Raw genomic sequence first — 23438 nt, forward strand, 5'->3', positions numbered from 1 at the left:
TCCGGGTGTCAGTGCACGGACAGTCCGCCGTCGACGAACAGGGAGTGGCCGGTGACATAGCCCGAACCAGCTCCGGCGAGGAAGACGGCCGCGCCGGCGAAGTCGCTCGGGAGCCCGTTGCGGCCGATCATCGTGCGGGCGGCCAGCTCGGCGATCTTCGCCGGGTCCTGCTGCAGCCGGGCGTTCAACGGTGTCAGCACGAACCCGGGTACCAGTGTGTTGCTGGTCACTCCGGTCCCTCCCCATGCTTCGGCCTCGGAGCGCATCAGCGACTCCACCGCCCCCTTCGAGGCGCCGTAGACGCCACTGCCGACGAAGGCTCGATGCGCCTGCTGGGAGCTGATGTGGATGAGTCTGCCGTAGCCGCGCTCCGCCATGCCCTGCGCATAGCGCTGACCGAGCAGGAAGGGCGCGAGGGCGTTGACGGTCATCGTCGCGTCCCAGTCGTCTTCGGTGATCTCCACGAACGGCGGACGGATGTTGATGCCCGCGGAGTTGACCAGGATGTCGGGCTCCCCGAACGGCTCGGCCGCGGCCTCCGCGACGGCATGGATGCCCGACCGCGTGCTGAGGTCGCCGACGACTCCGGCCGCGCGGCAGCCGTGCGCGCGGAGTTCCTCGACGGTCTCCTCGATGCGGGCCTCGCCGCGAGCGACCACGACCGTCGCGGCACCGGACCGGGCGAGTGCCGTGGCGATGCCGCGGCCGATTCCAGAGCTGCCGCCGGTGATGACCGCAGTGCGGCCCTCGAGCGAGAAGAGGGAGGCGAGGTAATCGTTCATGCGGTCATCCGTGTCGTTCGTTCGGCGGTGCGGCGTCACCACGCGAGTGCGGCGGTGATGGTGGGATCGGGGGAGGCATCGGCGAACTCGGGGAGTGCCCGCAGCTCTGCGATGAAGGTGTCGACCTCGGCGGCGTATGCCGGGTCAGGGTGGCTGTGCGCGATGTCGAGGAGGGACGGCATGTCCATGGCGAGGATCAGGTCGAGCCGGGCGACGACCGAGCGTCGGGCACCCGCCTCGTGCAGCACACGGATACCGCCACGCAACGCCGCGAGGTAGTCCCTCAGCACGGGCAGCTGTGCTTTGCCCTGCGTGATCGAGGTGCCGTCGGCCCGGAGTCGCCACTGCACGACGACGTCGGGGATCACATCGAACGCCCGCGCCCGGGTGTACATGAGCTGAGCGACCACCTGGTCCTCGTACGCGACCCCCTCGGGGAAGCGGAGGTCGCGCCAGAACTCGGTGCGGCTCAGCTTCGACCACGCGACGATGTTCGACACCGCCTGCGGGTGAGCCACGAGCGTGGTGCCGAGACGTTCCGGCGAGGTCGCCGCCGTCACCCAGGGCTGCACGCGCCCGGCGACATACGCTGCTCCCTGCGAGCGTGAGCGCACGTAGGCGCCCGCCACGAAGTCGCTCCCGGTCGCTTCGAGTGTGCCCGTCATCCGGGCGAGCGCGTGGGGACGGAGCTCGTCGTCGCCGTCGAGGAACCCCAGGTAAGGCGTGTTGACGAGGTCGAGGGCGATGTTGCGCGCGGCGCCCAGGCCGCGGGATGCGGCATGGCGAATGGTCGTGAACCGGTCGTCGGCGGCGGCCGCCGCGTCGAAGATCGCACCGGTGGCGTCGGTCGAACCGTCGTCGATGAGGATCGCGCGCCATCGAGACTCGGTCTGTGCCCGCAGCGAGTCGAGTGCGGCGGGGGCGAAGGCGGCGATGTCGCGTCCGGGGACGATCACGGTCACGATCGGGGCGGCGGCGGTCACCAGCCGAGTCTATGGCTGTGCATCAGCCTCGCGCCGCGCGCACGGACTCCGCGACGAGCGCAGACAGCCGCTCGGGTGCGTCCTCGGCCAGTTCCTCCCGACCGAAGGTGAACCGGACGGATGTCTGGGCGACCTTGGGAGGCACGCCGCACGCGAGGAGCACATGCGAAGGCTCATCGCTGCCGGCGGCGCATGCCGAGCCGCTGGAGGAGATGACCCCGCGACGCTCCAGCTCCAGCAACACGGACTCCCCGCTGGTGCCGGCGAACGTGAAGCTCGCCGTCCCGGGCAGACGGCGCACGGCGTCGCCGGTGAGTGCGGCCTCCGGGACGCTGCTCAGAACGAGAGAGATGAACCGCGCGGTGGCCGAACCCACCCGCGCCGTCACGGTCGCCCGTTCCTGCTCCGCGAGCTCCAGCGCGGTCGCGAGCGCCACAGCCCCGGCGACGTTCTCAGTGCCCGAGCGCCGCCCGCGCTCCTGACCGCCGCCGTGCAGCAGCGGCTCGATGGGCACACGTCCGCGCACGGCGAGTGCGCCGATCCCCTTGGGGGCGCCGAGCTTGTGCCCGGCGATCGACACGGCGTCGGCGCCGAGCCCGTGCAGGGGAAGCCACCCGGCGGACTGCACGGCGTCGAGGTGCAGCGGAACGCGAGCGGCGCGGGTGACGGCCGACAGCGCCGCGGCATCCTGAACGGTGCCGATCTCGTTGTTCGCGTGTCCCACCGAGACCAGCGCGGTGTCGGGGCGGATCGCCGCGGCGACGGCATCCGCAGAGATCCGTCCGCCGGTATCCACCGGCAGGAGGGTCACGTCGACGGAGTGGAAGCGTTTCAGGTACTCGGCCGACTCCAGGATCGATTCGTGCTCGATGGGGGAGATCACCAGGTGTCGTCGCCCTGCCTCGAGCGCCGCGAGCACGACGCCCTTGACCGCGAGGTTGTTCGCCTCGGTGCCGCCTGCGGTGAACACGACATCACCGGCACGCATCCCCAGGACACGTGCGACCCGGGCACGGGCGTCGTCGAGGGCGCTCGCCGCAGCCTCTCCCGCGGTGTGGTGGCTGGACGGGTTGCCGAACACGCCCGTCAGGTACGGGCGCATCGCCTCCAGCACCTCCGGTCGCACCGGGGATGTCGCGGCGTGGTCGAGGTAGAGCACGATGCTCAGTCGATCCGCAGGTCCAGGCCGAGGTCGAGAGCGCGCGCGGAATGCGTGAGCGCCCCCACCGAGATCACGTCGACGCCGGTGCGTGCGATGTCGCCGACGGTGTCGAGGTTCACGCCTCCGGATGCCTCGACCGTGGCCCGATCGCCGATCAGGGCGACGCCTTCGCGCAGGTCGTCGAGTGAGAAGTTGTCGAGCAGCACGGTGTGGGCGCCGCCGTCGAGGACCGCCGGGATCTGGTCGAGACGGTCGACCTCGACCACGACGTGAGTGGTGTGCGGCAGACGGGACAGTGCCTCGCGCAGCGCTGAGGCGAGGTCGAGGCCGGAGCGGGTGAGCACGGCGAGGTGGTTGTCCTTGGTCATCACAGCGTCCGACAGGGAGTACCGGTGGTTACGGCCGCCGCCGGATTCGACGGCGTGCCGCTCGAACGCACGGAGGCCCGGGGTCGTCTTGCGCGTGTCGGCGATGCGCGCGCGGGTGCCGTCGACAGCCGCGACGTATGCCGCGGTGAGCGTCGCGATGCCGCTCATCCGCTGGGTGAAGTTCAACGCGACGCGTTCCGCGGTGAGGATGCCGCGCGCCGATCCGGAGACCGAGGCGAGCACGTCACCCGCAGTGAATTCGTCGCCGTCGCCGACGTGGAGGTCGACGGCCAGGGTGGGGTCGGTGAGGGCGAACGCGGCAGTGAAGACCTCACCGCCGCTGAACACCCCCGCCTCGCGCGCGACGAGGTCGGCGGTGGCTGTCGCCTCAGCGGGAAGCAGCGTCGTGCTGGTGAGGTCGCCCCACGGCGCGTCTTCTTCGAGGGCTGCGCCGACGACGCGGGTCAGGGTGGAGCGGGTGAGCATCAGACGGTCTCCAGGATCCATGAGCGGGGGCGGGCCGGCGCGGCGTCCGCGGAGGCTGCGGCGTCGACTCGGTGGTGGGCGCCGACCGAGACGGTGCGGTCCAGCGCGGCTGCGGCAGTCGCCTCGGCGACGAGCAGAAGGTTGGCATCCTCGTGCTCGGTGGTCGTGGTCGGTGTTGCCAGGGTCGCGGCCCACGTGCGCACAGTGGCCAGTGCGTGTGCGAGGCCGTCGTGGGTGCGCAGCAACCCGACCTCGTCCCACATCAGTTGCTGCAGTGCGGCACGGCTGAAGGCGGGTGCGTCGGATCCGCGGTCCTCCATCGGGTGCGAGACACCGGCAGGGGGCGCGGGCACCCGACGCCAGGGCAGCGCCAGGGCAGCAGCGGCCCTCGCACCGAAGACGGCGCCCTCGAGCAGCGAGTTGGACGCCAGACGGTTCGCCCCGTGCACGCCGGTGCGGGCGACCTCGCCGACGGCGAAGAGTCCCGGGAGCGTCGTGCGGCCGTCGAGGTCGGTCACGACCCCACCCATCAGGTAGTGCGCCGCCGGTGTCACCGGAATCGGCTCACGCGACCAGTCGAATCCCCGCTCCCTCGTCACTCGATCGATGGTCGGGAAGCGCCTGGACAGGGTCTCTGCACCCAGCATCCGGGCGTCCAACTGCACCGGTCGCCCCTGTGTGGCCGCCTGCCGGGCGATGGCCCGGGAGACCACATCGCGAGGCGCGAGCTCGCCGTCGGGATGGCTGTCGAACGTGAAGCGTCGACCGGTGTCGTCGACCAGGGTCGCGCCCTCACCGCGCACGGCCTCCGAGATGAGGAATGCCGGACCCGACGCCAGGATCGTCGGGTGGAACTGCACGAACTCCAGGTCGGCGACGGCCGCTCCTGCGCGCAGGGCCACGGCGATGCCATCCCCGGTGGCGCCGGTGGGGTTGGTCGTGTGGGCGTAGAGACGGCCCGCGCCACCCGTCGCGAGGATCACCGCGTCGGAGTAGAGCGCGGTGGTGTCCCCGTCACGCAGCACACGGATGCCGCGCACGGTGCCGTCGGCCACGACGAGCTCGGTGAGCAGAGCCTGCTCGACCGCGGTGATCGGTGCGCGCCGCACGGCAGCGATCAGCGCCGCGGAGATCGCTGCGCCCGTGGCATCCCCGCCGGCGTGCACGATACGCGCATGCCGGTGGGCCGCCTCGCGTCCGAGCTGCAGCGCCCCCTCGGCCGTCCGATCGAACCCGACGCCGCGGGCGATCAGTTCTGCGATCCGCTCAGCCCCCTCGGCCACCAGTACGCCGACCGCTCCCGGGTCCGAGAGCCCGGCACCGGCGTCCATCGTGTCGGCGGCGTGCTGTTGCGCCGAGTCATCGGGCCCGTAGATGCCCGCGACGCCGCCCTGAGCGAGGCCGGTGGACCCGTCGCCGAGCGATCCCTTGGTGACGAGGGTCACCGCGTGTCCGGCCTCGTGCGCATGGAGCGCTGCTGTGAGACCGGCGATGCCCGAACCGACGACCAGGATGTTCATCGGGCGCCCGCAGTCACCGGGGGCCTCGCGGCGAGCATCCGCTCCAGCGCCACTCGGGCGGGATCGGCGACGTCGCCGGTGACCGTGATCCGGTTCGGCGTGCGACCGGCGACGAGCTCCTCCAGCACCCAGGCCAGGTAGCCCGGGTGGATGCGGTACATCGTCGAACAGGGGCAGACGACCGGATCCAGGCAGAAGATCTCGTGCTGCGGATACTGCGCCGCGAGTCGGCGCACGAGGTTGATCTCGGTCCCGATGGCGAACGTCGTGGGTTCGGTCGCCGAGTCGATCGCTCGGCGGATGTACTCGGTCGAGCCGGCCTCGTCCGCCGCGTCGACGACCTCCATCGGGCACTCCGGGTGCACGATCACCCGCACGCCGGGGTGGTCGGCGCGGGCCTGGTCGATCTGCCCGACGGTGAAGCGGCGGTGCACGGAGCAGAAGCCGTGCCACAGGATCACCCGGGAGTCGACGAGCTCGGCGGCCGAGGAGCCCCCGAGCGCTCGCCGCGGGTTCCACATCGGCATCTGCTCGAGCGGCACGCCCATCGCCTTAGCGGTGTTGCGCCCCAGGTGCTGGTCGGGGAAGAAGAGCACCCGCCGGCCGCGCTCGAAGGCCCACTCGAGCACGGTCTGGGCATTGGACGAGGTGCAGACGATCCCGCCGTGCCGGCCGACGAAGCCCTTGATCGCCGCCGAGGAGTTCATGTAGGTCACGGGGATCACGGGCACGCGGCCGTCGGCGTCGGGGGTGTCGAGATCGCCGAGCACGTCCGCCAGCTGCTCCCAGCACTCCTCGACCTGGTCGATGTCGGCCATGTCGGCCATGGAGCATCCGGCAGCGAGGTTCGGCAGGATCACGGCCTGCTCGGGCTGCGAGAGCAGATCGGCCGTCTCGGCCATGAAGTGCACTCCGCAGAAGACGATGGCCTCGGCGTCGGCTCTGCCCTTGGCCGCCGTGGCGAGCTGGAAGGAGTCGCCGACGTAGTCCGCGTGCCGCACGACCTCTTCCCGCTGGTAGAAGTGGCCGAGGATCACGACGCGGTCGCCGAGAGTGGCCTTCGCCGCGCGGATGCGTGCGTCGAGTTCGTCTTCGGACGCCTCCCGATACGCGACCGGGAGCTCGCCCTGTCGAGGGGATCCTGTGGGGATCACGTCTCCCATCGATGACCCGGGCCCGTATCCGGGGCGGGAATCGAAGTCCCACGGCCCGGCGGCCAGGTCTGTGGCGCAGGTCGGGTCGGTGGACGCGCCGGCGACGATCGCCTGGATCGCGTGGTCCACCGAGGCGTCCAGCGGCGGGACGGCGGGAGCGGGGACGAAGGTGATGCTCATCGGGTGCTCGTTTCTTCGGGACCGAGGGGGCCGCGGTCGGCCAACTCGACATCGGTGTTGTCGCGGTACAGACGTGCAGGACGGTGGCTTCCCGTGCGGAAGCGATCGGTGGGGAGCAGATTCCCCGCCGACTCCACCTGGCGGCGGAAGTTGGCGGGATCGAGGTTCTTGCCGAGGATCGACTCATACGCCTCGCGCAGCTCCGCCAGCGTGAACTCGGCCGGCAGGAAGCCCTGGGCGACCCGGCTGTAACCGACCTTGTTGCGTAGGCGCCAGAGGGCGTATTCGACGATCTTGGTGTGGTCGAAGGCCAGCGGGGGCAACTGATCGACGTCGAACCAGCGCACGTTCTCGGGCGCATGACCGGATGCCCGGTGGGCCGAGATCTGCGCGGTCACGTCATCCTGTCGCAGCAGTGCCCAGTACACGATCGAGACGACCCGGGTGGGGGAGCGGTCGACGGCACCGAAGGCGTACAGCTGCTCCAGGTAGCTGGGGGCGAGACCGGTCGTCTCGGCGAGGGTGCGGGCCGCGGCGTCGACGGGCGACTCGGTGGCGGTGAGCCAGCCTCCGGGGAGGGCCCACTGTTCGGCGAAGGGTTCGCGGGTGCGCAGGACGAGGGGCAGCGCGAGGACGGCGCGTGCGTCGTCGGTACGCCGCAGCGTCAGGATGACCGTCGAGACGGCGACCCGGATCTCCCCGCTTTGAGTCATTGACACCTTAACCTCCGCTCTCGATCTTAGTGTCATCGAGACCCTTAGTGCGCGCATGTGACGCTTTCTCGCGTCGAGGCCGAAACGTTATCTGGCACGCTCCGGGAGGGTTGTCTACCCGCATCGGGGTTTGTTAGGTTACTGTCCTAACAAACCCCTTCCGGGAGAGGCCGATCAGGCAGCTCCTCGGGCCCCACGAACCCCACAGTCGGGGTTCCCGCTCCGTCCGGAGCGATCCCTCCTGCAGTGCAGCACCGAGAGGAAACAAGAGAAATGATCCGAAACGGAAAGCGCAGAATCGCGCTCACCGCGATCGCCGGAGCATCCGTCCTCGCCATGGGCCTCACCGCCTGCGGCACCGGCGGCAGCGGCGACGACAATGCCGACAGCGACCGCGCCCTTCGCGTCTGGGCCGGCAGCCAGACGCCGATCGCCGCGAACTACAACCCGTTCGCGCCCACCGTGCTCCACGGTGCGCTCGGCCCCATCTATGAGCCGCTGTTCTTCTACAACAAGACGGCCGACACCGAGCCCGTCGGCCTGATCGGCGACACCTTCGAGTACAACGAGGACGGCACGGTGATCACGATCGCCATCAAGCCCGACCTCAAGTGGAGCGACGGCGAGCCCCTCACCGCGAAGGACGTCGCGTTCTCGTTCAAGTACGAGGCCAACAACCCCGAGGGCAACGGCCTGGTCTCCGCCGAGGCCACCGACGACACCACCGTCGTGCTGACGTACTCGTCCGCGCAGTACACGACCGAGTTCCAGCGTCTCGGCTCGACGTACATCCTCCCCGAGCACATCTGGGCCGACGTCACCGACTTCGCGAACTTCGCCAACGAGGAGCCCGTCGGCTCCGGCGCATACGTCGTCGAGAAGACGACCAGCGAGTCGTACACCCTCGTCGCGAACGAGAACTTCCGCGACGCCGACAAGCTCGGCGTCAAGAAGGTCCAGTACATCGCGGTCGACAACAACCAGACCGCGCAGGACCTGCTCGCCGCCGGCGAGCTCGACTGGACCGGCATGTTCATCCCGAACCCCGACGATGTGACGGGCAACGGGAAGATCGACTGGATCAACACCCCTCAGGACCCGACCGTCCTGTACACGTGCTCGAACGCAGAGCTCGGCTGCACCGGTCCGCAGACCGACGTCGCCGTGCGTCAGGCGCTCAACGCAGCGATCGACCGCGCCACCATCAAGGACAAGGCGTTCGTCGGGCTCACCGGTGACATCTCTCCGACATACGCCCTGCTGCCCCGCGACGAGAAGTGGGTCGCTGATCCCGCCAACGAGGTCAGCCCGCAGGAGGCGAACGTCGCAGAGGCGGACGCGATCCTCGAGGCCGCCGGCTACACGAAGGACGGCGACTTCTACGCGAAGGGCGGCGTGCCGCTCGAGCTGACGCTGACCTCGGTCGACGGCTGGACGGACTACAACGATGCCGCCAAGCTGATCGCCGAGCAGGCGGCCGCAGCCGGCATCAAGATCAACGTCTCCACCGTGCAGTGGCAGGAGTTCTCCGACTCCCGTCAGGGTGGAGAGTTCCAGCTCATCGTCGGCGGCATGATCGGCACGTCGGTGGCAGACCCGTTCCAGATCTACCGTGACTGGTTCGGCGGCACCGCGGTGCAGTCGACGAGCCCCGTCGGCACCGAGGTCCCGGCCGGTCGCTGGAACTTCAGCCGGTACAACAACCCGAAGGTCGACGCTGCCGTGCAGGCCGCGATCAGCACCGATGACGAGGCCGAGAAGAAGGAGCTGTACGGCACGATCCAGACCGAGATCGTCCGCGACCTGCCCTACATCCCGCTGGTGATCAACGCGACCCAGACCTTCTACAACACGAAGGACTTCACGGGTTGGCCGACGGAGGAGGACCTCTACGCCTTCCCGCCGTCCTGGGGCGCGATCGCGGCAGGCTACGTCCTGACGCAGCTGCAGCCGGCCAAGTAATCAAGAGGAGACGGGAAGCAGGAAGTCAGGAAAGAGTGACATGAAGTTCTATGCACGAAGAATCGGGTTCTACGCGTTCACGCTGTGGGCCGCGATCTCTCTCAACTTCCTGCTTCCCCGTCTCATGCCGGGGAACCCCGCCGACATCATGATCGCCAAGATGCAGCGGGCCGGCGGCGAGATCTCGGAGACGACGATCCGCAACATCAAGCTCCTGCTCGGTGGCGACGACTCCTCGCTCTGGGACCAGTACCTCGCGTACTGGGGCCGTATGTTCCGCGGTGACCTCGGGATCTCGGTGACGAAGTATCCGACACCGGTGACCGAACTGATCGCCGGAGCGCTGCCGTGGACACTCGTCCTGGTCGGCACCGCGACCGTCATCTCGTTCGTCCTCGGTGTCGCGCTGGGTGCCTGGGCCGGATGGAAGCGGGGCACCTGGGTCGACCACGTCATCCCCGCGACCACCGTGCTGCAGTCCATCCCGTACTTCTGGCTGGCGCTGATCCTGGTGTCGGTGTTCGCGGTCGGACTCGGCTGGTTCCCGATCTTCGGGGGCTACGACGTGTTCGACTTCCCCGACGGGCCGGAGCCCACCTGGGCGTTCTTCACCGACGCGCTCGCGCATTCGCTCCTCCCGGCGATCACGATCGTGATCAGCTCCGTGGGCGGCTGGCTGTTCGGCATGCGCAACATGATGGTCGCCACCCTCGCCGAGGACTACGTCCTCACCGCCGAGGCCAAGGGCCTCCGGCACCGCCGCATCATGACGACGTACGCCGCGAGGAACGCGGCCATCCCGTCGATCGCCGGATTCTCGATCACGCTCGGCTTCGTCGTCTCCGGCTCCATCGTCATGGAGCAGGTGTTCACGTATCCGGGCATCGGCAAACTGATGTTCCAGGCCGTCACGAACAACGACTATGCACTGATGCAGGGCCTGTTCCTGGTGATCACCATCACGGTGCTCGCCGCCAACTTCTTCATGGACCTCGTCTATGGCTTCATCGACCCGAGGGCGCGCCAGAATGTCTGATCCGCAGAACACCGCCGGTCTCCTGACCGTCGAGGACGCGCCCATGACGGCGCCGGCCAGCACCGTCTCGCTCGCGACGCAGAGCCGAGGCCGCAAGCGGCGCATCCTGCCGAGCACATCGCCGAAGTTCATCGTCGGCTCGCTCCTCGTGCTCGCGATCGTGCTGTTCGCGATCATCGCGCCGTTCTTCACGCAGAACCCGCGCAGCACCGACAACCCCGCACTGCAGCCGCCGTCGGCCGAGCACTGGCTGGGCACCACGAAGCTCGGCAACGACATGTTCGCCCAGCTCGCGATCGGTGCTCAGGGATCGCTCATGGTCGGGTTGATCGCCAGCGTGATCGCGATCGTGCTGTCGCTCGTCTTCGGCGTCCTCGCCGGATACCTGGGCGGCTGGCGCGAAGACGGGCTCGCCCTCATCACCAACGTGATGATCGTCATCCCCGCCTTGCCGCTGGTCATGGTGATCGCCTCCTTCGTGCCGCAGCGCACCTGGCAACTGGTCGCGATCTTCCTCGGCATCACCTCCTGGGCCGGCGCCGCCTACGTCCTGCGCCTCCAGACCCGTTCCCTCCGCACCCGCGACTACGTCTACGCCTCGAAGGTGGCAGGCGAGCGATCGCTCCGAGTGATCCTCGTCGAGATCATGCCGAACCTCCTGCCGCTGCTGACCGCGCAGTTCCTCTTCGCTCTGATCTTCGCGATCCTCGGCGAGGCCGGGCTGTCGTACCTGGGGCTCGGACCGACGGACTCGATCACCTGGGGAACCATCCTCAACGACGCCCAGTCCGGTCAGGCACTCGGCCGCGGAGCGTGGTGGTGGTTTGTCCCGCCGGGCATCATGATCGCCATCCTCGGCGCCGGCCTCGCGCTGATCAACTTCGCGATCGACGAGGTCATCAACCCGAAACTGCGCAACGCGCCCGATGCCGCGCGCCGTGTGCGCAAGGCCGCGAAGACCAAGGGGGTCACCGCATGAGCGAGCCGGTTCTGACGGCGCGGAATGTGTCGATCGAGTACGAGGTCGACCCGCCGGTGAAGGCTGTGCGCGACGTGTCCCTGACACTGAACCGGGGAGAGATCCTGGGTCTCGCGGGGGAGTCCGGGTGCGGCAAGACGACCCTGGCCTATGGGATGAACCGCCTCCTCAAGGCGCCTGCCCTGATGACGGCGGGGGAGATCGTCTTCCATGACCGCGACGGTCATGACATCGACATCGTCGGCCTCGACGGCGAGGGCCTCCGGGCGTTCCGGTGGGACAAGATCTCGATGGTCTTCCAGGGTGCGATGAACTCGCTCAACCCGGTGATCTCGGTCAAGGCACAGATCTTCGACATCTTCGACACGCATCGCCCCGGTATGGGCAAGAAGGCGAAGACCGCGCGGGCAGAAGAACTGCTCACCCTGGTCGGCGTCGACCCGAACCGCCTGACGAGCTTTCCGCACGAGCTCTCGGGCGGCATGCGGCAGCGGATGATGATCGCGATGGCGCTCGCCCTCGATCCGCAGGTGATGATCATGGACGAGCCGACGACCGCGCTCGACGTGGTGGTGCAGCGCGGGATCATCCGCGAGATCATGCGGTTGCGCGAGAAGCTCGGGTTCGCGGTGATCTTCATCACCCACGACCTGCCCATGCTGATCGAGATCAGCGACCGGATCGCGATCATGCTGCAGGGACAGATCGTCGAAGAGGGCACGGCGGAGGAGATCTACCGGACCCCGCAGCACGAGTACACGAAACGGCTGCTGTCGAGCTTCCCGTCGCTCAAGGGCGAACGGGGCGACTTCGTCCGCACCGGTGTCAGCCAGGAGGGCGTCCGATGAGCGCGAACACGACCGCCACGACCACGCCGCAGCCGGCGCGGTTGGAGGCGCGGAACCTGGTGAAGGACTTCCCCCTGCGCTCCGGTTTCAAGACGAACATCCTGCACGCGGTGAAAGACGTGTCCTTCACGATCGAGGCGGGTAAGACGGTCGCGCTGGTCGGCGAATCGGGGTCGGGGAAGTCGACGATCGCGCGGATGCTCATGAAGCTGGAGACCCCCACCAGCGGGGAGATCCTGTTGGACGGGAAACCGTCCGGAACCCGCGGCCGGGCGCTGGAACGCTACCGCGCCGATGTGCAGATGGTGTTCCAGGATCCGTTCGCTTCGCTCAACCCTTTCCACACGATCGTGCATCACCTCGAGCGCCCGATCCGCCTGCACCATCCGGAGCTTTCTCGTGGCGAGGTGCGGGAGCGGGCCGTGGAGCTGCTGGAGCGCGTCCGGCTCACGCCGGGGGACAGCTACGCCGATCGCCGCCCGCACGAGCTGTCCGGCGGGCAGCGTCAGCGCGTCGCGATCGCGCGGGCACTGGCTCCCGGAGCACGGTTCATCGTCGCGGACGAGCCGGTGTCGATGCTCGACGTCTCGATCCGTCTCGGGGTGCTGAACCTGCTCGCGGACCTGCAACGCGAGGAGAACCTCGGCGTCCTCTACATCACCCACGACCTGGCGACCGCGAGGCACTTCTCGGACGAGATCATGGTGCTGTACAAGGGAGATGTCGTGGAACGCGGGCCTGCGGACGAGGTCATCCTCAACCCGCAGCACGAATACACCAAGACGCTTCTGGGCGCCGCACCCGAGCCCGACAACCTCGGCCGCCTCCGCGACGAGGTGCGCGCCGAGCTCGGCATCGCGCACTGACGCCCTGCCACCCCGCTTTCGAATCGCGCGAATGGTCCTCTCGGAGCCCCGAGTGGGACCATTCGCGCGATTCGAACGCGCGTCCCGGGAACCCGGCGCCAGGGATCGGACGGGCTAGACTGAACCCACAATTGAAGACAGGCCGAATGAACCACGCGGGAGAGCCCCGGCGAACGCAGCCGGGCACCGAAGGAGCAAGCCTCCCCGCCAATCTCTCAGGTACGCGTACCGCGCGGTTCCGGCCACTCTGAAAAGCGATCCCGCGAAACTGCGGATCCGCCGACGGTGAAAACCCCGCCTCCGTGCACGGGTGAAGCTCTCAGGCCTATGACAGAGGGGGAGTTCCGAGGAGCGGCGATGCCGCCGTTCCGCCCGTCACAGCCCGGGAGAACTCCATGTCCGACCCCCGCTACACCCCGCTGCGTGAACGCCATGAGGCGCTCGGCGCGTCGTTCACCGACTTCGGCGGCTGGCAGATGCCGGTGCGCTACACCTCCGACCTCGCCGAGCACCACGCCGTGCGGAACACCGCCGGCATCTTCGACATCTCGCACATGGCGGAGTTCCTCGTCACGGGTGAGAAGGCAGCGGAGTTCCTCGATTTCGCACTCGCCGGCCGCATCTCCGCGATGCCGGTGGGCAAGGCGAAGTACTCGCTGATGCTGGCGGCGAACGGCGGCATCGTCGACGATGTCATCGCGTACCGGTTGGCGGACGACCGCTACCTCGTGATCGCGAACGCCGGCAACCGCGGCTTCGTCGACTCCGCGTTCGCGAAGCGCGTCCGCGACTTCCCCTCGCTCATCGAGCGCGAGCTGCCACCGCTGACGCCGGGGGAGGACCGCAGCTTCGCCGGCTTCCTCGGCGACCGCGGCGTCGATGTGGAAGATGTGTCGGACTCTTACGCGCTGCTCGCCGTGCAGGGGCCCGCTGCGGAGGCGATCCTCGAGGCGACCCTCGGCCTCACCGAGTTGAGCACGCCGTGGGCCGATCAGAAGTACTACGCGTGGGCCGACGCGCGCTTCCTCGGTGAGCCGCTGCTCATCGCCCGCACGGGATACACGGGCGAAGACGGCTTCGAACTGCTCGTCTCGGCGGCTGACGCGCCCGCCCTGTGGGACGCGCTGGTCTCGGCCGGCGAACCGCACGGTCTCGTGCCCGCCGGTCTCGCGGCGCGCGACACCCTTCGCCTCGAGGCGGGCATGCCGCTGTACGGACACGAGCTGAGCCTCGACACACTACCCGTCCAGGCCGGCCTCGGACGCGTCGTCGTGACTGCCAAGGACCAGTTCGTCGGCAAGGAAGCGCTCGTCGCCGTCGAGCAGGCCGGCGCATCCGACGCCCCCGTGCTGGTCGGCCTCGTCGCCGAGGGCAAGCGCGCCGGGCGCGCCGGCTACGCCGTCGTCGACGGCGAAGGGGAGAAGCTCGGTGAGATCACCAGCGGAGCCCTCAGCCCGACTCTCGGCCATCCGATCGCGATGGCCTACGTGCACCCTTCTTCCGCTGAAGAGGGAACAGCAGTATTCCTTGATGTGCGGGGGACCAGGATCCCCGCGACCGTGACCGCCCTGCCTTTCTATCGGAGGACCAAATGACCGACCTCGCCGCCCTCAGCTACACCGAAGAACACGAGTGGATCGCCGCTGACGGCGACACCGTGACGATCGGCATCACCGACTACGCCGCCGAGAAGCTGGGCGACGTCGTGTTCGTCGAGCTCCCCGCCGTCGGCGCCGAGGTCACCGCCGGCTCCGTCGTGGGTGAGATCGAATCCACGAAGTCGGTCGGCGAGCTCTACGCGCCGGTCACCGGCACGGTCGTCGAGATCAACGACGCGGCCGTCGACGACCCGTCGCTCGTCAACTCCGCACCGTTCGAGGGCGGCTGGCTGCTCAAGGTCACCGTCGCCGCCGGTGCGCTCGACGGTCTGCTCGACCGCGACGCCTACGTCGCGCTGACGGAGGGCTGATTCACCAGTGGTCACTTTCGCCGATCGTCACATCGGACCCACGGATGCTGCGCAGCGCACGATGCTCGCCGCCCTCGGTCTCGACACCGCCGGAGCGGACGACGCGCTGAGCCCGGTCGAGGCGCTGATGCGTCAGGCCGTGCCGGCGTCGATCTACACCGGTCCGTCTCCCGAAGCCGAGGGGGGAACGCCGTCTCGCATCCCCGCGGCAGCGAGTGAGACCGAGGCGCTCGCAGAGTTGCGGACCCTCGCGTCCCGCAACACCGTGAACCGCCCGATGATCGGCCTCGGCTATTACGGGACCATCACGCCGCAGGTGATCCAGCGCAACGTGCTGGAGAATCCGTCCTGGTACACGGCGTACACGCCCTACCAGCCGGAGATCTCGCAGGGTCGTCTCGAGGCGCTCATCAACTTCCAGACCATGGTCTCCGACCTCACGGGGCTCACCACGGCCAACGCCTCGATGCTGGACGAGTCCACGGCCGTCGTCGAGGGGATGCTGCTGGCGCGGCGCGCCTCGAAGTCGTCGTCGAACGTGTTCGCCGTCGACGCCGACGCACTGCCGCAGACCAGGGCGATGCTCGCGACCCGCGCGGAAGCCCTCGGGATCGAGATCGTGTCCGTCGACTTCGCTGCGGGGGAGGAGCTTCCCGGTGATCTCTTCGGTGTCTTCGTCCAGTACCCGGGCGCATCGGGTCGGGTCTGGGATCCGTCCGCCGTGTTCGACGCCGCGCACCTCGCGGGTGGACTGGCCGTCGCAGCGGCGGATCTGCTCGCGCTCACACTGATCGCGTCGCCCGGGTCGCTCGGCGCGGATGTGGCCGTCGGCACGACGCAGCGCTTCGGAGTGCCGATGGGCTTCGGGGGGCCGCACGCCGGCTACATGGCCGTCCGCTCGGGCCTGGAGCGTCAGTTGCCGGGCCGTCTCGTCGGGGTGTCGGTGGATGCCGACGGCAAGCCCGCGTACCGTCTCTCTCTGCAGACGCGCGAGCAGCACATCCGCCGTGAGAAGGCGACGTCGAACATCTGCACCGCCCAGGTGCTGCTGGCCGTGATGGCGGCGATGTACGCGGTCTATCACGGCCCGGATGGGCTCCGTGCGATCGCCTCAGAAGCAGCCACGAAGGCGGCCCTGCTCGGGACCTGGCTCACCGAGGCGGGCGCCGAGGTCGTGCACGACGCGTTCTTCGACACGGTCACGGTGCGGGTGCCGGGGCGTGCGGCCGAGCACGCCGCGCAGGCGCGCGACGGATACGGCATCCTGCTCCGCGTGGCCGATGCCGACACGATCGGCATCTCGGTCGATGAGACCACCACGGTGACCGAGCTGCATCAGGTGGCGATGGTCTTCGGCGGCGCGCAGGAGCGTGCATTCGGCTTCCTTCAGCGTGGCAGCAACTCCCTGCCGTCGGACCTGGGGCGTCAGGACGAGTACCTCACGCACCCGGTGTTCCACGCACACCGCAGCGAGACGGCCATGATGCGGTACCTGAAGAGCCTCGCCGACCGCGACTATGCGCTCGACCGCGGCATGATCCCGCTGGGCTCCTGCACGATGAAGCTCAATGCGGCCACCGAGATGGCGGCGATCACGTGGCCCGAGTTCGCGGGCATCCACCCGTTCGCTCCGGCGGCCGATGTGCAGGGCTACCTCGAGCTCATCGATCAGCTCGAGGGTTGGCTCGCCGAGGTCACCGGGTACGACGCGGTGTCGCTGCAGCCGAACGCGGGCTCGCAGGGTGAACTCGCGGGGCTGCTCGCGATCCGCGGCTACCACCACGCCAACGGCGACCAGCACCGCACGATCTGCCTGATCCCGTCTTCGGCCCACGGCACCAACGCCGCATCGGCCGTCCTCGCCGGTATGAAGGTCGTGGTCGTCGCGACCGACGAGCTCGGCAACGTCGACCTCGACGATCTGCGCGCGAAGATCGCGCTGCACGCCGACGAGCTTTCGGCTCTGATGATCACCTACCCCTCCACACACGGCGTGTACGAGGAGCAGGTGGTCGACATCACCGCAGCCGTGCACGACGCCGGTGGGCAGGTCTACGTCGACGGCGCGAACCTCAACGCTCTGCTCGGCTACGCGCGCTTCGGCGACCTGGGTGGCGACGTCTCGCACCTCAACCTGCACAAGACGTTCGCGATCCCGCACGGCGGCGGCGGCCCCGGCATCGGTCCGGTGGCGGCGAAGGCCCACCTCGCGCCGTTCCTGCCCTCGCACCCGCTCGCCCAGAGCGCGGAGCACTTCGGCGGGTACACGTTCGACGGCGGAGTCATCTCGGCAGCGCCGTACGGCTCGGCCGGGATCCTGCCGATCTCGTGGGCGTATGTGCGGATGATGGGTGCCGACGGACTGCGTCGCGCCACCGCGGCAGCCGTGCTCTCCGCCAACTACATGGCGGAGCGGCTCGGTTCCCACTTCCCGGTGCTCTACACGGGCGAGAACGGGCGGGTGGCTCACGAGTGCATCCTCGATCTGCGTCCGCTCAAGGAGGCCACCGGCATCACGGTCGACGATGTCGCCAAACGCCTCATCGACTACGGCTTCCACGCGCCGACCATGTCGTTCCCGGTCGCGGGCACGCTGATGGTCGAGCCGACCGAGTCGGAGGACCTCGACGAGATCGAGCGCTTCATCGAAGCCATGGTCATGATCAAGGCCGAGGCGGAGGGGGTCGCCGCCGGTCGCTGGCCGGCCGACGACAACCCCCTCGTGCACGCGCCGCACACCGCGGTCTCGCTCATCGCGGGGGAGTGGAACCATGCGTACTCGCGGGAAGAGGCGGCGTACCCCGTGCGCGCCCTCATCGCGGGCAAGTACTGGCCGCCGGTGCGTCGCATCGACCAGGCATACGGCGACCGCAACCTGGTCTGCGCCTGCCCTCCGGTGGAGGCTTTCGCCTGAGTCTCGTGCTCATGTGAGCAGATGGTGCTGCACCCCTGTTGTGGGGTGCGGCACCGTCTCTCTTTTCCCGGTGTTTCGGCCTTGTTACGTATGGTCACCACTCAGTAACAGTTCGTTAGCTGAGCGTCTCGGGCGAAGAGGTGCGGGTTACGCTCAGGTATCCCTGCCCGCTCGATGGTGAGTGTGCAGAATCCCCGTGTCCACAGGAGGACAAAAGTGAAAAGAAACAGGACTGCCCTCGCGGGCACCGCTCTGCTCGCCGTCGGCGCTATCGCGCTCGCAGGCTGCGCATCCGGCGGCGACAACGGCAGTGGTGAAGAAGGCGGCGAAGCGTCGACCGGAATCGTCACGGTTCAGAGCAACGAGCCTCAGAACCCGCTCCTCCCCGCCGTGACCAACGAGGTCGGTGGCGGACTCGTTCTGCAGAACATCTTCGCCGGTCTCGTCTACTACGAAGCCGACGGCGCCCTCGCCAACGACCTCGCCGACTCGATCGAGTCGGACGACAACCAGACCTGGACCATCAAGATCAAGGAGGGTGAGAAGTTCAGCGACGACACCCCCGTGACCGCTGAGTCCTTCGTCGAGGCATGGCAGTACGCCGCCTCCGACCCCGCCTTCGAGAACCAGTGGTGGTTCGCCAACTTCTCCGGCTACAGCGCCGACGCCGTGAAGGAAGACTCCCTCGCTCTCGAGGTCGTCGACGACACGACGTTCACGGTCGAGCTCGCCGCTCCGCAGTCGGACTTCCCGACCACTCTGGGCTACCAGGTGTTCGCGCCGCTCCCCGAGTCGTTCTTCGACGACCCCGAGGCGTTCGGCCAGGCTCCGGTCGGCAACGGCCCGTACGTGCTCGACAAGTGGGAGCACGACTCCGTGATCTCGCTGCTTCCGAACGAGAGCTACGACGGTCCGCGCAAGGCGAAGAACGGCGGAGTCGACCTCGCCATGTACGCGACCGCCGAGGCCGCATACACCGACCTGCTCTCGGACAACCTCGACGTGCTCAACCCCGGCGTGCCGCCGACGGCTCTGGCCACGTACAGGGACGACCTGGGCGACCGTGCCGTCGACCAGCCGGCCGCGATCTGGGAAGGCCTGACCATCCCGGCCCGCCTCGCCCACTTCGGTAACGACGAAGAGGGCAACCTGCGTCGTCAGGCCATCTCCTATGCGATCGACCGCGAACAGGTCACCGACGTGATCTTCGAGGGCACCCGCACGCCCGCCGTCGACTACACCTCGCCGGTCATCGCGGGCTGGAACGACGAGATCGCCGGTTCCGAGGTCACGCACGCCGACGCCGACAAGGCGAAGGACCTGTGGGCTCAGGCCGACGCCATCTCCCCGTGGAGCGGCACGTTCACCATCGCGTACAACGCCGACGGTGGACACCAGGCGTGGGTCGACGCGGTGTCGAACCAGATCAAGAACACGCTGGGCATCGACGCCGCCGGTCAGTCCTTCCCTGACCTGGCGACGCTCCGCGAGGAGATCAAGAACCGCACGCTGAACGCTGCGACGCGTTCGGGCTGGCAGTTCGACTACCCGGGTGCGTACAACATCCTGGGCGCGCTGTTCATCACGGGTGCCGGTTCCAACGACGGCGACTACTCGAACCCCGAGTACGACGAGCTCGTGACGAAGGGCTCCACGGCGCCCTCGGTCGAAGAGGGCAACAAGCTCTTCGAGCAGGCGCAGGAGGTCCTGTTCACGGACCTTCCCGTCCTGCCGCTCTGGTACCGCTCGACCAACGCCGGTTTCTCCACGCTCGTCGACAACGTCGAGTACGGCTGGGACAGCTGGCCGATCGTGTACGAGATCACCAAGGCCGGCGAGTAACACTCCCGCTCTGATCTGAACCCGCCGTGCGGGGCGATGCGCAAGCGTCGCCCCGCACGGCGCGGTTGAGTTCACGCTATGACTGCCTACATCATTCGTCGCCTTCTTCAGGCGATACCCGTCTTCCTCGGGGCGACCTTCCTGATCTTCTCGATGGTCTTCCTGCTACCGGGTGACCCGATTCTCGCTCTGTTCGGTGACAAGACACCGACCGATGCGCAGTACGCCGCCTTGCAGGCGCAGTACCACCTGGACCAGCCGTTCTTCACGCGCTACCTGATCTACCTCGGCGACCTGTTCCAGGGTGACCTGGGAACGACCTTCCGCGGCCAGAGCGTCAATGAGATCCTCGCCGCGAAGTTCCCGGTGACGCTGCGCCTCGCGCTGCTGGCGATCGTCATCCAACTCGTCTTCGGCGTCGTCGTCGGTCTGATCTCCGGCCTGCGCAAGAACAGCCTGTTCGACCACGCCTCGATGCTGGTGAGCCTTCTGCTCATCTCGATCCCGGTGTTCGTGCTGGCCTTCATCGCGCAGTACTTCCTCGCCATCGAGCTGCATCTGTTCCGACCAACGGTCGGCCGAGGGGCGCCCTGGTCGGATCTGATACTCCCGGCCATCGTGCTCGCCGCACTGAACTTCGCCTACGTGGTCCGGCTCACGCGCAACTCGGTCATCGAGACGCGTCAGCAGGACTTCGTCCGGATGGCGTTCGGCAAGGGACTCCCCACGCGGCGCGTCATCCCGGTGCATGTGCTGCGCAACTCGCTCATTCCTGTGACGACGAACCTCGCTGCCGACTTCGGCATCCTGATCGTCGGCGCCACCGTCACCGAGGGCGTGTTCAACGTGCCCGGCATCGGAAACGAGCTCTTCAAGGCCATCAATCAACACGATGGTCCGGAGATCGTCTCGATCGTGACCGTGCTCGTCGTGATCTACGTCTTGGTCAACCTGTTCATCGATCTGCTCTACGGTGTGCTCGACCCGAGGATCCGCTATGTCCGATAACACTCGTACCCGCCGTATGGCGCATTATGTGGCCGAGGCCGACGAGGGTGGCCTCGGGGCCGTCGACGCCGTCCGTGTCAGCGAGCGCAAGAGCAACCTGTGGCTCGATGCCTGGCGTGACCTCCGTGGTCGCTGGATGTTCTGGACCGCCGGCGTCTTCGTCGTGCTGCTGGTCGTCATCGCATCGTTCCCCGACCTGTTCGCTCCGGTCGACCCGTTCCAGTGCGACCTGAAGTTCTCGAACGACGGGCCGTCTGCAGGACACCCGTTCGGATACACCTTCCAGGGCTGCGACGTCTACTCCCGAGTCGTGCACGGCGCAGGCACCTCGCTGTCGGTCGGCATCCTGGTGACGATCATCATCGCTGCCATGGGCATCGTGATCGGTGCGTTCGCCGGCTTCTTCGGCGGCTGGATCGATTCGCTGCTCATGCGCATCGGCGACATGTTCTTCGCGATCCCCTACGTGCTGGCGGCCGTGGTCATCATGTCGATGTTCCTCAACGACCGGAACATCCTCGTGGTCTCCCTCGCGATCGGCTTCTTCGGATGGCCGTCGGTCGCGCGCATCCTGCGCGCCGAGATCCTGCGCGTGCGCTCGGCCGACTTCGTGATGGCGTCCGAGGCCCTCGGTGTCTCCCGTGTGCGGACGATGTTCTCGCACGTCATGCCGAACTCGATCGCCCCGGTGATCGTGCTCAGCACGGTCGGTCTCGCTGCGGCCATCACGGCCGAGGCGACGCTGTCCTTCCTGGGTGTCGGTCTGCCGCCGGAGTTCATCTCCTGGGGCAACGACATCGCCATGGCGCAGCAGCGTCTGCGCACCGACCCCATGCCGCTGATCTATCCGTCGATCGCTCTCTCCCTCACCGTGCTGTCGTTCATCATGCTCGGCGAGACGGTGCGAGACGCGCTCGACCCGAAGGCGAGGGCACTGCGATGACCGCCGAATACAACCCCGATGTCCCGCTCCTGTCGATCGAGAACCTGGAGGTCGCGTTCAAGACGCAGGACGGTTTCGTCCCTGCGGTGCGCGGTGTCAGCTTCGACCTCTACCCGGGCGAGACCATGGCGATCGTCGGCGAGTCCGGTTCGGGCAAGTCGACGACCGCACACGCGATCATCAACCTGCTGCCCGGTAGCGGGAAGGTCACCGGTGGCGCCGTCAAGTTCGAGGGTCGCGACCTGACGAAACTCGGACGCTCCGAGATCGAGCATGTGCGCGGCAACCTCATCGGCCTGGTTCCCCAGGACCCGATGAACAGCCTCAACCCCGTGCACCGCATCGGTTTCCAGGTGGAGGAGACCATCCTCGCCAACGGGCAGGCCGACGGCCGCAAGGCCGCGCGCAAGCAGGCGATCCAGGTGCTGAAGGAGGCGGGACTGGCGGATGCCGATCGGCGTCTGCGGCAGTTCCCGCACGAGTTCTCCGGCGGCATGCGCCAGCGGGTGCTCATCGGCATCGGGCTGTCGTCCGATCCGAAGCTGCTCATCGCCGACGAGCCCACCAGCGCGCTCGACGTCACGGTGCAGAAGCGGATCCTCGATCACCTCGACACCCTCACGAAGGAGCGCAACACTGCGGTCCTGTTCATCACCCACGACCTCGGCCTCGCCGCGGAGCGGGCGGAGAACCTCGTCGTGATGCATCGCGGACGCATCGTGGAATCGGGTCCTGCGCTCGAGATCCTGCAGAACCCGCAGCATCCGTACACCCAGCGGCTGGTCGCCGCGGCGCCGAGCCTGGCGTCGAAGCGCATCCAGACGGCGGTCACGGGCCACGTCGACCCTCTCGCCGAGGTGCTCACGGAGGCCACGGGCACGGTCGATCTCGCATCGATCGCGCACACCGAGGCGGTTCCGGCCGAGCCGGTGATCGAGTTCCGTGATGTGACGAAGGTCTACAAGATCCGGGGGAGCGGCTTCCGCTCCACCGATTTCACGGCCGTCGACAAGATGTCCTTCCAGGTGCCCAAGGGTTCCACGATGGCCATCGTCGGTGAATCTGGTTCCGGCAAGTCGACCGCCGCCAAGATGCTGCTGCGTCTGGAGACGAAGACGTCGGGCTCGATCCTGGTGAACGGTCGGGACACCGACACGCTCTCGCGGCCCGAGCTGCAGGCACTGCGTCGCGAGATGCAGCCGGTGTTCCAGGACCCGTACGGTTCGCTGGATCCGCTGCACAACATCGGAAACACGGTGGCGGAGCCGCTGCGCGTCCACGGGGTCGGCGACACTTCCTCGCGCCGCAAGCGTGTTCTCGAGGTGCTGGACCAGGTCGCGCTCCCGTCGAGTGTGGCCGACCGGTATCCGAACGAGCTCTCGGGCGGTCAGCGCCAGCGAGTCGCCATCGCCAGGGCCCTCGCGCTCAAGCCGGAGATCGTCGTCCTCGACGAGGCCGTGTCGGCGCTGGATGTGCTGGTGCAGGCGCAAGTGCTGAACCTGCTCGCCGAACTCCAGTCCGAGCTCGACCTGACGTATCTGTTCATCACCCATGACCTCGCGGTCGTGCGGGTGATCGCGGATCGGGTCTGCGTGATGGAGCAGGGGCGTGTGGTCGAGCACGGCACGGTCGACGACATCTTCGCGAACCCGCAGCAGGAGTACACGGAGCGACTGCTCCAAGCGATTCCCGGTGCGTCGATCACCCTCGGGAGCAACTGACG

At 68.1% G+C, this 23438-nt stretch carries 19 protein-coding genes and 2 riboswitches; of the genes, 12 read left to right on the forward strand and 7 right to left on the reverse strand.

What is annotated here, in order from left to right; all coding sequences use genetic code 11:
• Positions 1 to 8: 8 nt before the first annotated feature.
• The 7 genes from HCX50_RS09150 to HCX50_RS09180 are packed head-to-tail and all read right to left on the reverse strand — an operon-like array spanning position 9 to position 7348.
• On the reverse strand, positions 9 to 782 hold the full coding sequence (locus tag HCX50_RS09150) for an SDR family NAD(P)-dependent oxidoreductase (protein WP_091034552.1): 774 nt from the start codon (positions 780 to 782) through the stop codon (positions 9 to 11).
• A gap of 35 nt (positions 783 to 817) precedes the next feature.
• The gene (locus HCX50_RS09155) at positions 818 to 1765 is read right to left on the reverse strand and encodes a glycosyltransferase (protein WP_167633957.1); all 948 of its coding nucleotides are present in this window, start codon (positions 1763 to 1765) and stop codon (positions 818 to 820) included.
• Between the two features lie 22 nt (positions 1766 to 1787).
• A complete protein-coding gene (locus HCX50_RS09160) occupies positions 1788 to 2924 on the reverse strand; it encodes an aminotransferase class V-fold PLP-dependent enzyme (protein WP_167633959.1) in 1137 nt (378 codons plus the stop codon).
• A 5-nt stretch (positions 2925 to 2929) separates the two neighbouring features.
• Positions 2930 to 3781, reverse strand: coding sequence for a carboxylating nicotinate-nucleotide diphosphorylase (gene nadC / locus HCX50_RS09165; protein ID WP_167633961.1), 852 nt, complete (start codon positions 3779 to 3781; stop codon positions 2930 to 2932).
• Positions 3781 to 5301 carry an L-aspartate oxidase gene (nadB, locus tag HCX50_RS09170; protein ID WP_167633964.1) on the reverse strand — a complete coding sequence of 507 codons (1521 nt, stop codon included), beginning with the start codon at positions 5299 to 5301 and terminating at the stop codon, positions 3781 to 3783. Before nadB ends, nadC begins: the two co-directional genes overlap by 1 nt.
• Complete coding sequence (gene nadA / locus HCX50_RS09175; RefSeq protein WP_167633966.1) at positions 5298 to 6635, reverse strand: quinolinate synthase NadA; 1338 nt, start codon at positions 6633 to 6635, stop codon at positions 5298 to 5300. The genes nadB and nadA overlap by 4 nt, the downstream gene beginning before the upstream one ends.
• A complete protein-coding gene (locus tag HCX50_RS09180) occupies positions 6632 to 7348 on the reverse strand; it encodes an NUDIX hydrolase (RefSeq protein ID WP_167633968.1) in 717 nt (238 codons plus the stop codon). The genes nadA and HCX50_RS09180 overlap by 4 nt, the downstream gene beginning before the upstream one ends.
• Positions 7349 to 7621: 273 nt before the next feature.
• Here HCX50_RS09180 and HCX50_RS09185 point away from each other — a divergent pair, with 273 nt between their 5' ends.
• From HCX50_RS09185 to HCX50_RS09240, 12 genes are all read left to right on the forward strand, one after another.
• Positions 7622 to 9310 (forward strand): ABC transporter substrate-binding protein, encoded by a 1689-nt coding sequence (locus HCX50_RS09185; RefSeq protein ID WP_167633970.1) that lies wholly within the window; start codon positions 7622 to 7624, stop codon positions 9308 to 9310.
• Between the two features lie 40 nt (positions 9311 to 9350).
• A complete protein-coding gene (locus HCX50_RS09190; RefSeq protein ID WP_029262920.1) occupies positions 9351 to 10346 on the forward strand; it encodes an ABC transporter permease in 996 nt (331 codons plus the stop codon).
• A complete protein-coding gene (locus HCX50_RS09195; protein ID WP_091034171.1) occupies positions 10339 to 11325 on the forward strand; it encodes an ABC transporter permease in 987 nt (328 codons plus the stop codon). The genes HCX50_RS09190 and HCX50_RS09195 overlap by 8 nt, the downstream gene beginning before the upstream one ends.
• Entirely contained in the window at positions 11322 to 12173 is an 852-nt protein-coding gene (locus tag HCX50_RS09200; protein WP_029262918.1) for an ABC transporter ATP-binding protein, read from the forward strand. Before HCX50_RS09195 ends, HCX50_RS09200 begins: the two co-directional genes overlap by 4 nt.
• Entirely contained in the window at positions 12170 to 13039 is an 870-nt protein-coding gene (locus tag HCX50_RS09205; protein WP_091034169.1) for an ABC transporter ATP-binding protein, read from the forward strand. Before HCX50_RS09200 ends, HCX50_RS09205 begins: the two co-directional genes overlap by 4 nt.
• Before the next feature lie 146 nt (positions 13040 to 13185).
• Positions 13186 to 13280: riboswitch (glycine riboswitch) on the forward strand.
• Between the two features lies 1 nt (position 13281).
• Positions 13282 to 13380, forward strand: a riboswitch (glycine riboswitch).
• 54 nt (positions 13381 to 13434) lie between these two features.
• Positions 13435 to 14634, forward strand: coding sequence for a glycine cleavage system aminomethyltransferase GcvT (locus HCX50_RS09210; RefSeq protein ID WP_167633972.1), 1200 nt, complete (start codon positions 13435 to 13437; stop codon positions 14632 to 14634).
• On the forward strand, positions 14631 to 15008 hold the full coding sequence (gene gcvH / locus HCX50_RS09215; RefSeq protein ID WP_091034164.1) for a glycine cleavage system protein GcvH: 378 nt from the start codon (positions 14631 to 14633) through the stop codon (positions 15006 to 15008). The genes HCX50_RS09210 and gcvH overlap by 4 nt, the downstream gene beginning before the upstream one ends.
• 61 nt (positions 15009 to 15069) lie before the next feature.
• On the forward strand, positions 15070 to 17922 hold the full coding sequence (gene gcvP / locus HCX50_RS09220; RefSeq protein ID WP_237682431.1) for an aminomethyl-transferring glycine dehydrogenase: 2853 nt from the start codon (positions 15070 to 15072) through the stop codon (positions 17920 to 17922).
• A gap of 216 nt (positions 17923 to 18138) precedes the next feature.
• On the forward strand, positions 18139 to 19764 hold the full coding sequence (locus tag HCX50_RS09225; protein WP_337749407.1) for a peptide ABC transporter substrate-binding protein: 1626 nt from the start codon (positions 18139 to 18141) through the stop codon (positions 19762 to 19764).
• A gap of 78 nt (positions 19765 to 19842) precedes the next feature.
• Positions 19843 to 20772: an ABC transporter permease gene (locus HCX50_RS09230; RefSeq protein WP_091034157.1), complete on the forward strand. Its 930-nt coding sequence runs from the start codon at positions 19843 to 19845 to the stop codon at positions 20770 to 20772.
• Complete coding sequence (locus HCX50_RS09235; RefSeq protein WP_167633978.1) at positions 20762 to 21715, forward strand: ABC transporter permease; 954 nt, start codon at positions 20762 to 20764, stop codon at positions 21713 to 21715. Before HCX50_RS09230 ends, HCX50_RS09235 begins: the two co-directional genes overlap by 11 nt.
• The gene (locus HCX50_RS09240; protein WP_167633980.1) at positions 21712 to 23436 is read left to right on the forward strand and encodes an ABC transporter ATP-binding protein; all 1725 of its coding nucleotides are present in this window, start codon (positions 21712 to 21714) and stop codon (positions 23434 to 23436) included. The genes HCX50_RS09235 and HCX50_RS09240 overlap by 4 nt, the downstream gene beginning before the upstream one ends.
• Positions 23437 to 23438 lie beyond the last annotated feature (2 nt).

The sequence above is a fragment of the Microbacterium sp. B19(2022) genome (assembly GCF_012030385.1).
In the GTDB taxonomy this organism is placed as follows: domain Bacteria; phylum Actinomycetota; class Actinomycetes; order Actinomycetales; family Microbacteriaceae; genus Microbacterium; species Microbacterium oxydans_B.

Coding starts and splice junctions, on each gene's coding strand:
- HCX50_RS09195 (WP_091034171.1), top strand. CDS start 10,339: ATGTCTGATCCGCAGAACACCGCCGGTCTCCTGACCGTCGAGGACGCG.
- HCX50_RS09240 (WP_167633980.1), top strand. CDS start 21,712: ATGACCGCCGAATACAACCCCGATGTCCCGCTCCTGTCGATCGAGAAC.
- HCX50_RS09235 (WP_167633978.1), top strand. CDS start 20,762: ATGTCCGATAACACTCGTACCCGCCGTATGGCGCATTATGTGGCCGAG.
- HCX50_RS09190 (WP_029262920.1), top strand. CDS start 9,351: ATGAAGTTCTATGCACGAAGAATCGGGTTCTACGCGTTCACGCTGTGG.
- HCX50_RS09230 (WP_091034157.1), top strand. CDS start 19,843: ATGACTGCCTACATCATTCGTCGCCTTCTTCAGGCGATACCCGTCTTC.
- gcvH (WP_091034164.1), top strand. CDS start 14,631: ATGACCGACCTCGCCGCCCTCAGCTACACCGAAGAACACGAGTGGATC.
- gcvP (WP_237682431.1), top strand. CDS start 15,070: ATGCTCGCCGCCCTCGGTCTCGACACCGCCGGAGCGGACGACGCGCTG.
- nadB (WP_167633964.1), bottom strand. CDS start 5,301: ATGAACATCCTGGTCGTCGGTTCGGGCATCGCCGGTCTCACAGCAGCG.
- HCX50_RS09180 (WP_167633968.1), bottom strand. CDS start 7,348: ATGACTCAAAGCGGGGAGATCCGGGTCGCCGTCTCGACGGTCATCCTG.
- HCX50_RS09185 (WP_167633970.1), top strand. CDS start 7,622: ATGATCCGAAACGGAAAGCGCAGAATCGCGCTCACCGCGATCGCCGGA.
- nadA (WP_167633966.1), bottom strand. CDS start 6,635: ATGAGCATCACCTTCGTCCCCGCTCCCGCCGTCCCGCCGCTGGACGCC.
- HCX50_RS09150 (WP_091034552.1), bottom strand. CDS start 782: ATGAACGATTACCTCGCCTCCCTCTTCTCGCTCGAGGGCCGCACTGCG.
- HCX50_RS09205 (WP_091034169.1), top strand. CDS start 12,170: ATGAGCGCGAACACGACCGCCACGACCACGCCGCAGCCGGCGCGGTTG.
- HCX50_RS09210 (WP_167633972.1), top strand. CDS start 13,435: ATGTCCGACCCCCGCTACACCCCGCTGCGTGAACGCCATGAGGCGCTC.
- nadC (WP_167633961.1), bottom strand. CDS start 3,781: ATGCTCACCCGCTCCACCCTGACCCGCGTCGTCGGCGCAGCCCTCGAA.
- HCX50_RS09200 (WP_029262918.1), top strand. CDS start 11,322: ATGAGCGAGCCGGTTCTGACGGCGCGGAATGTGTCGATCGAGTACGAG.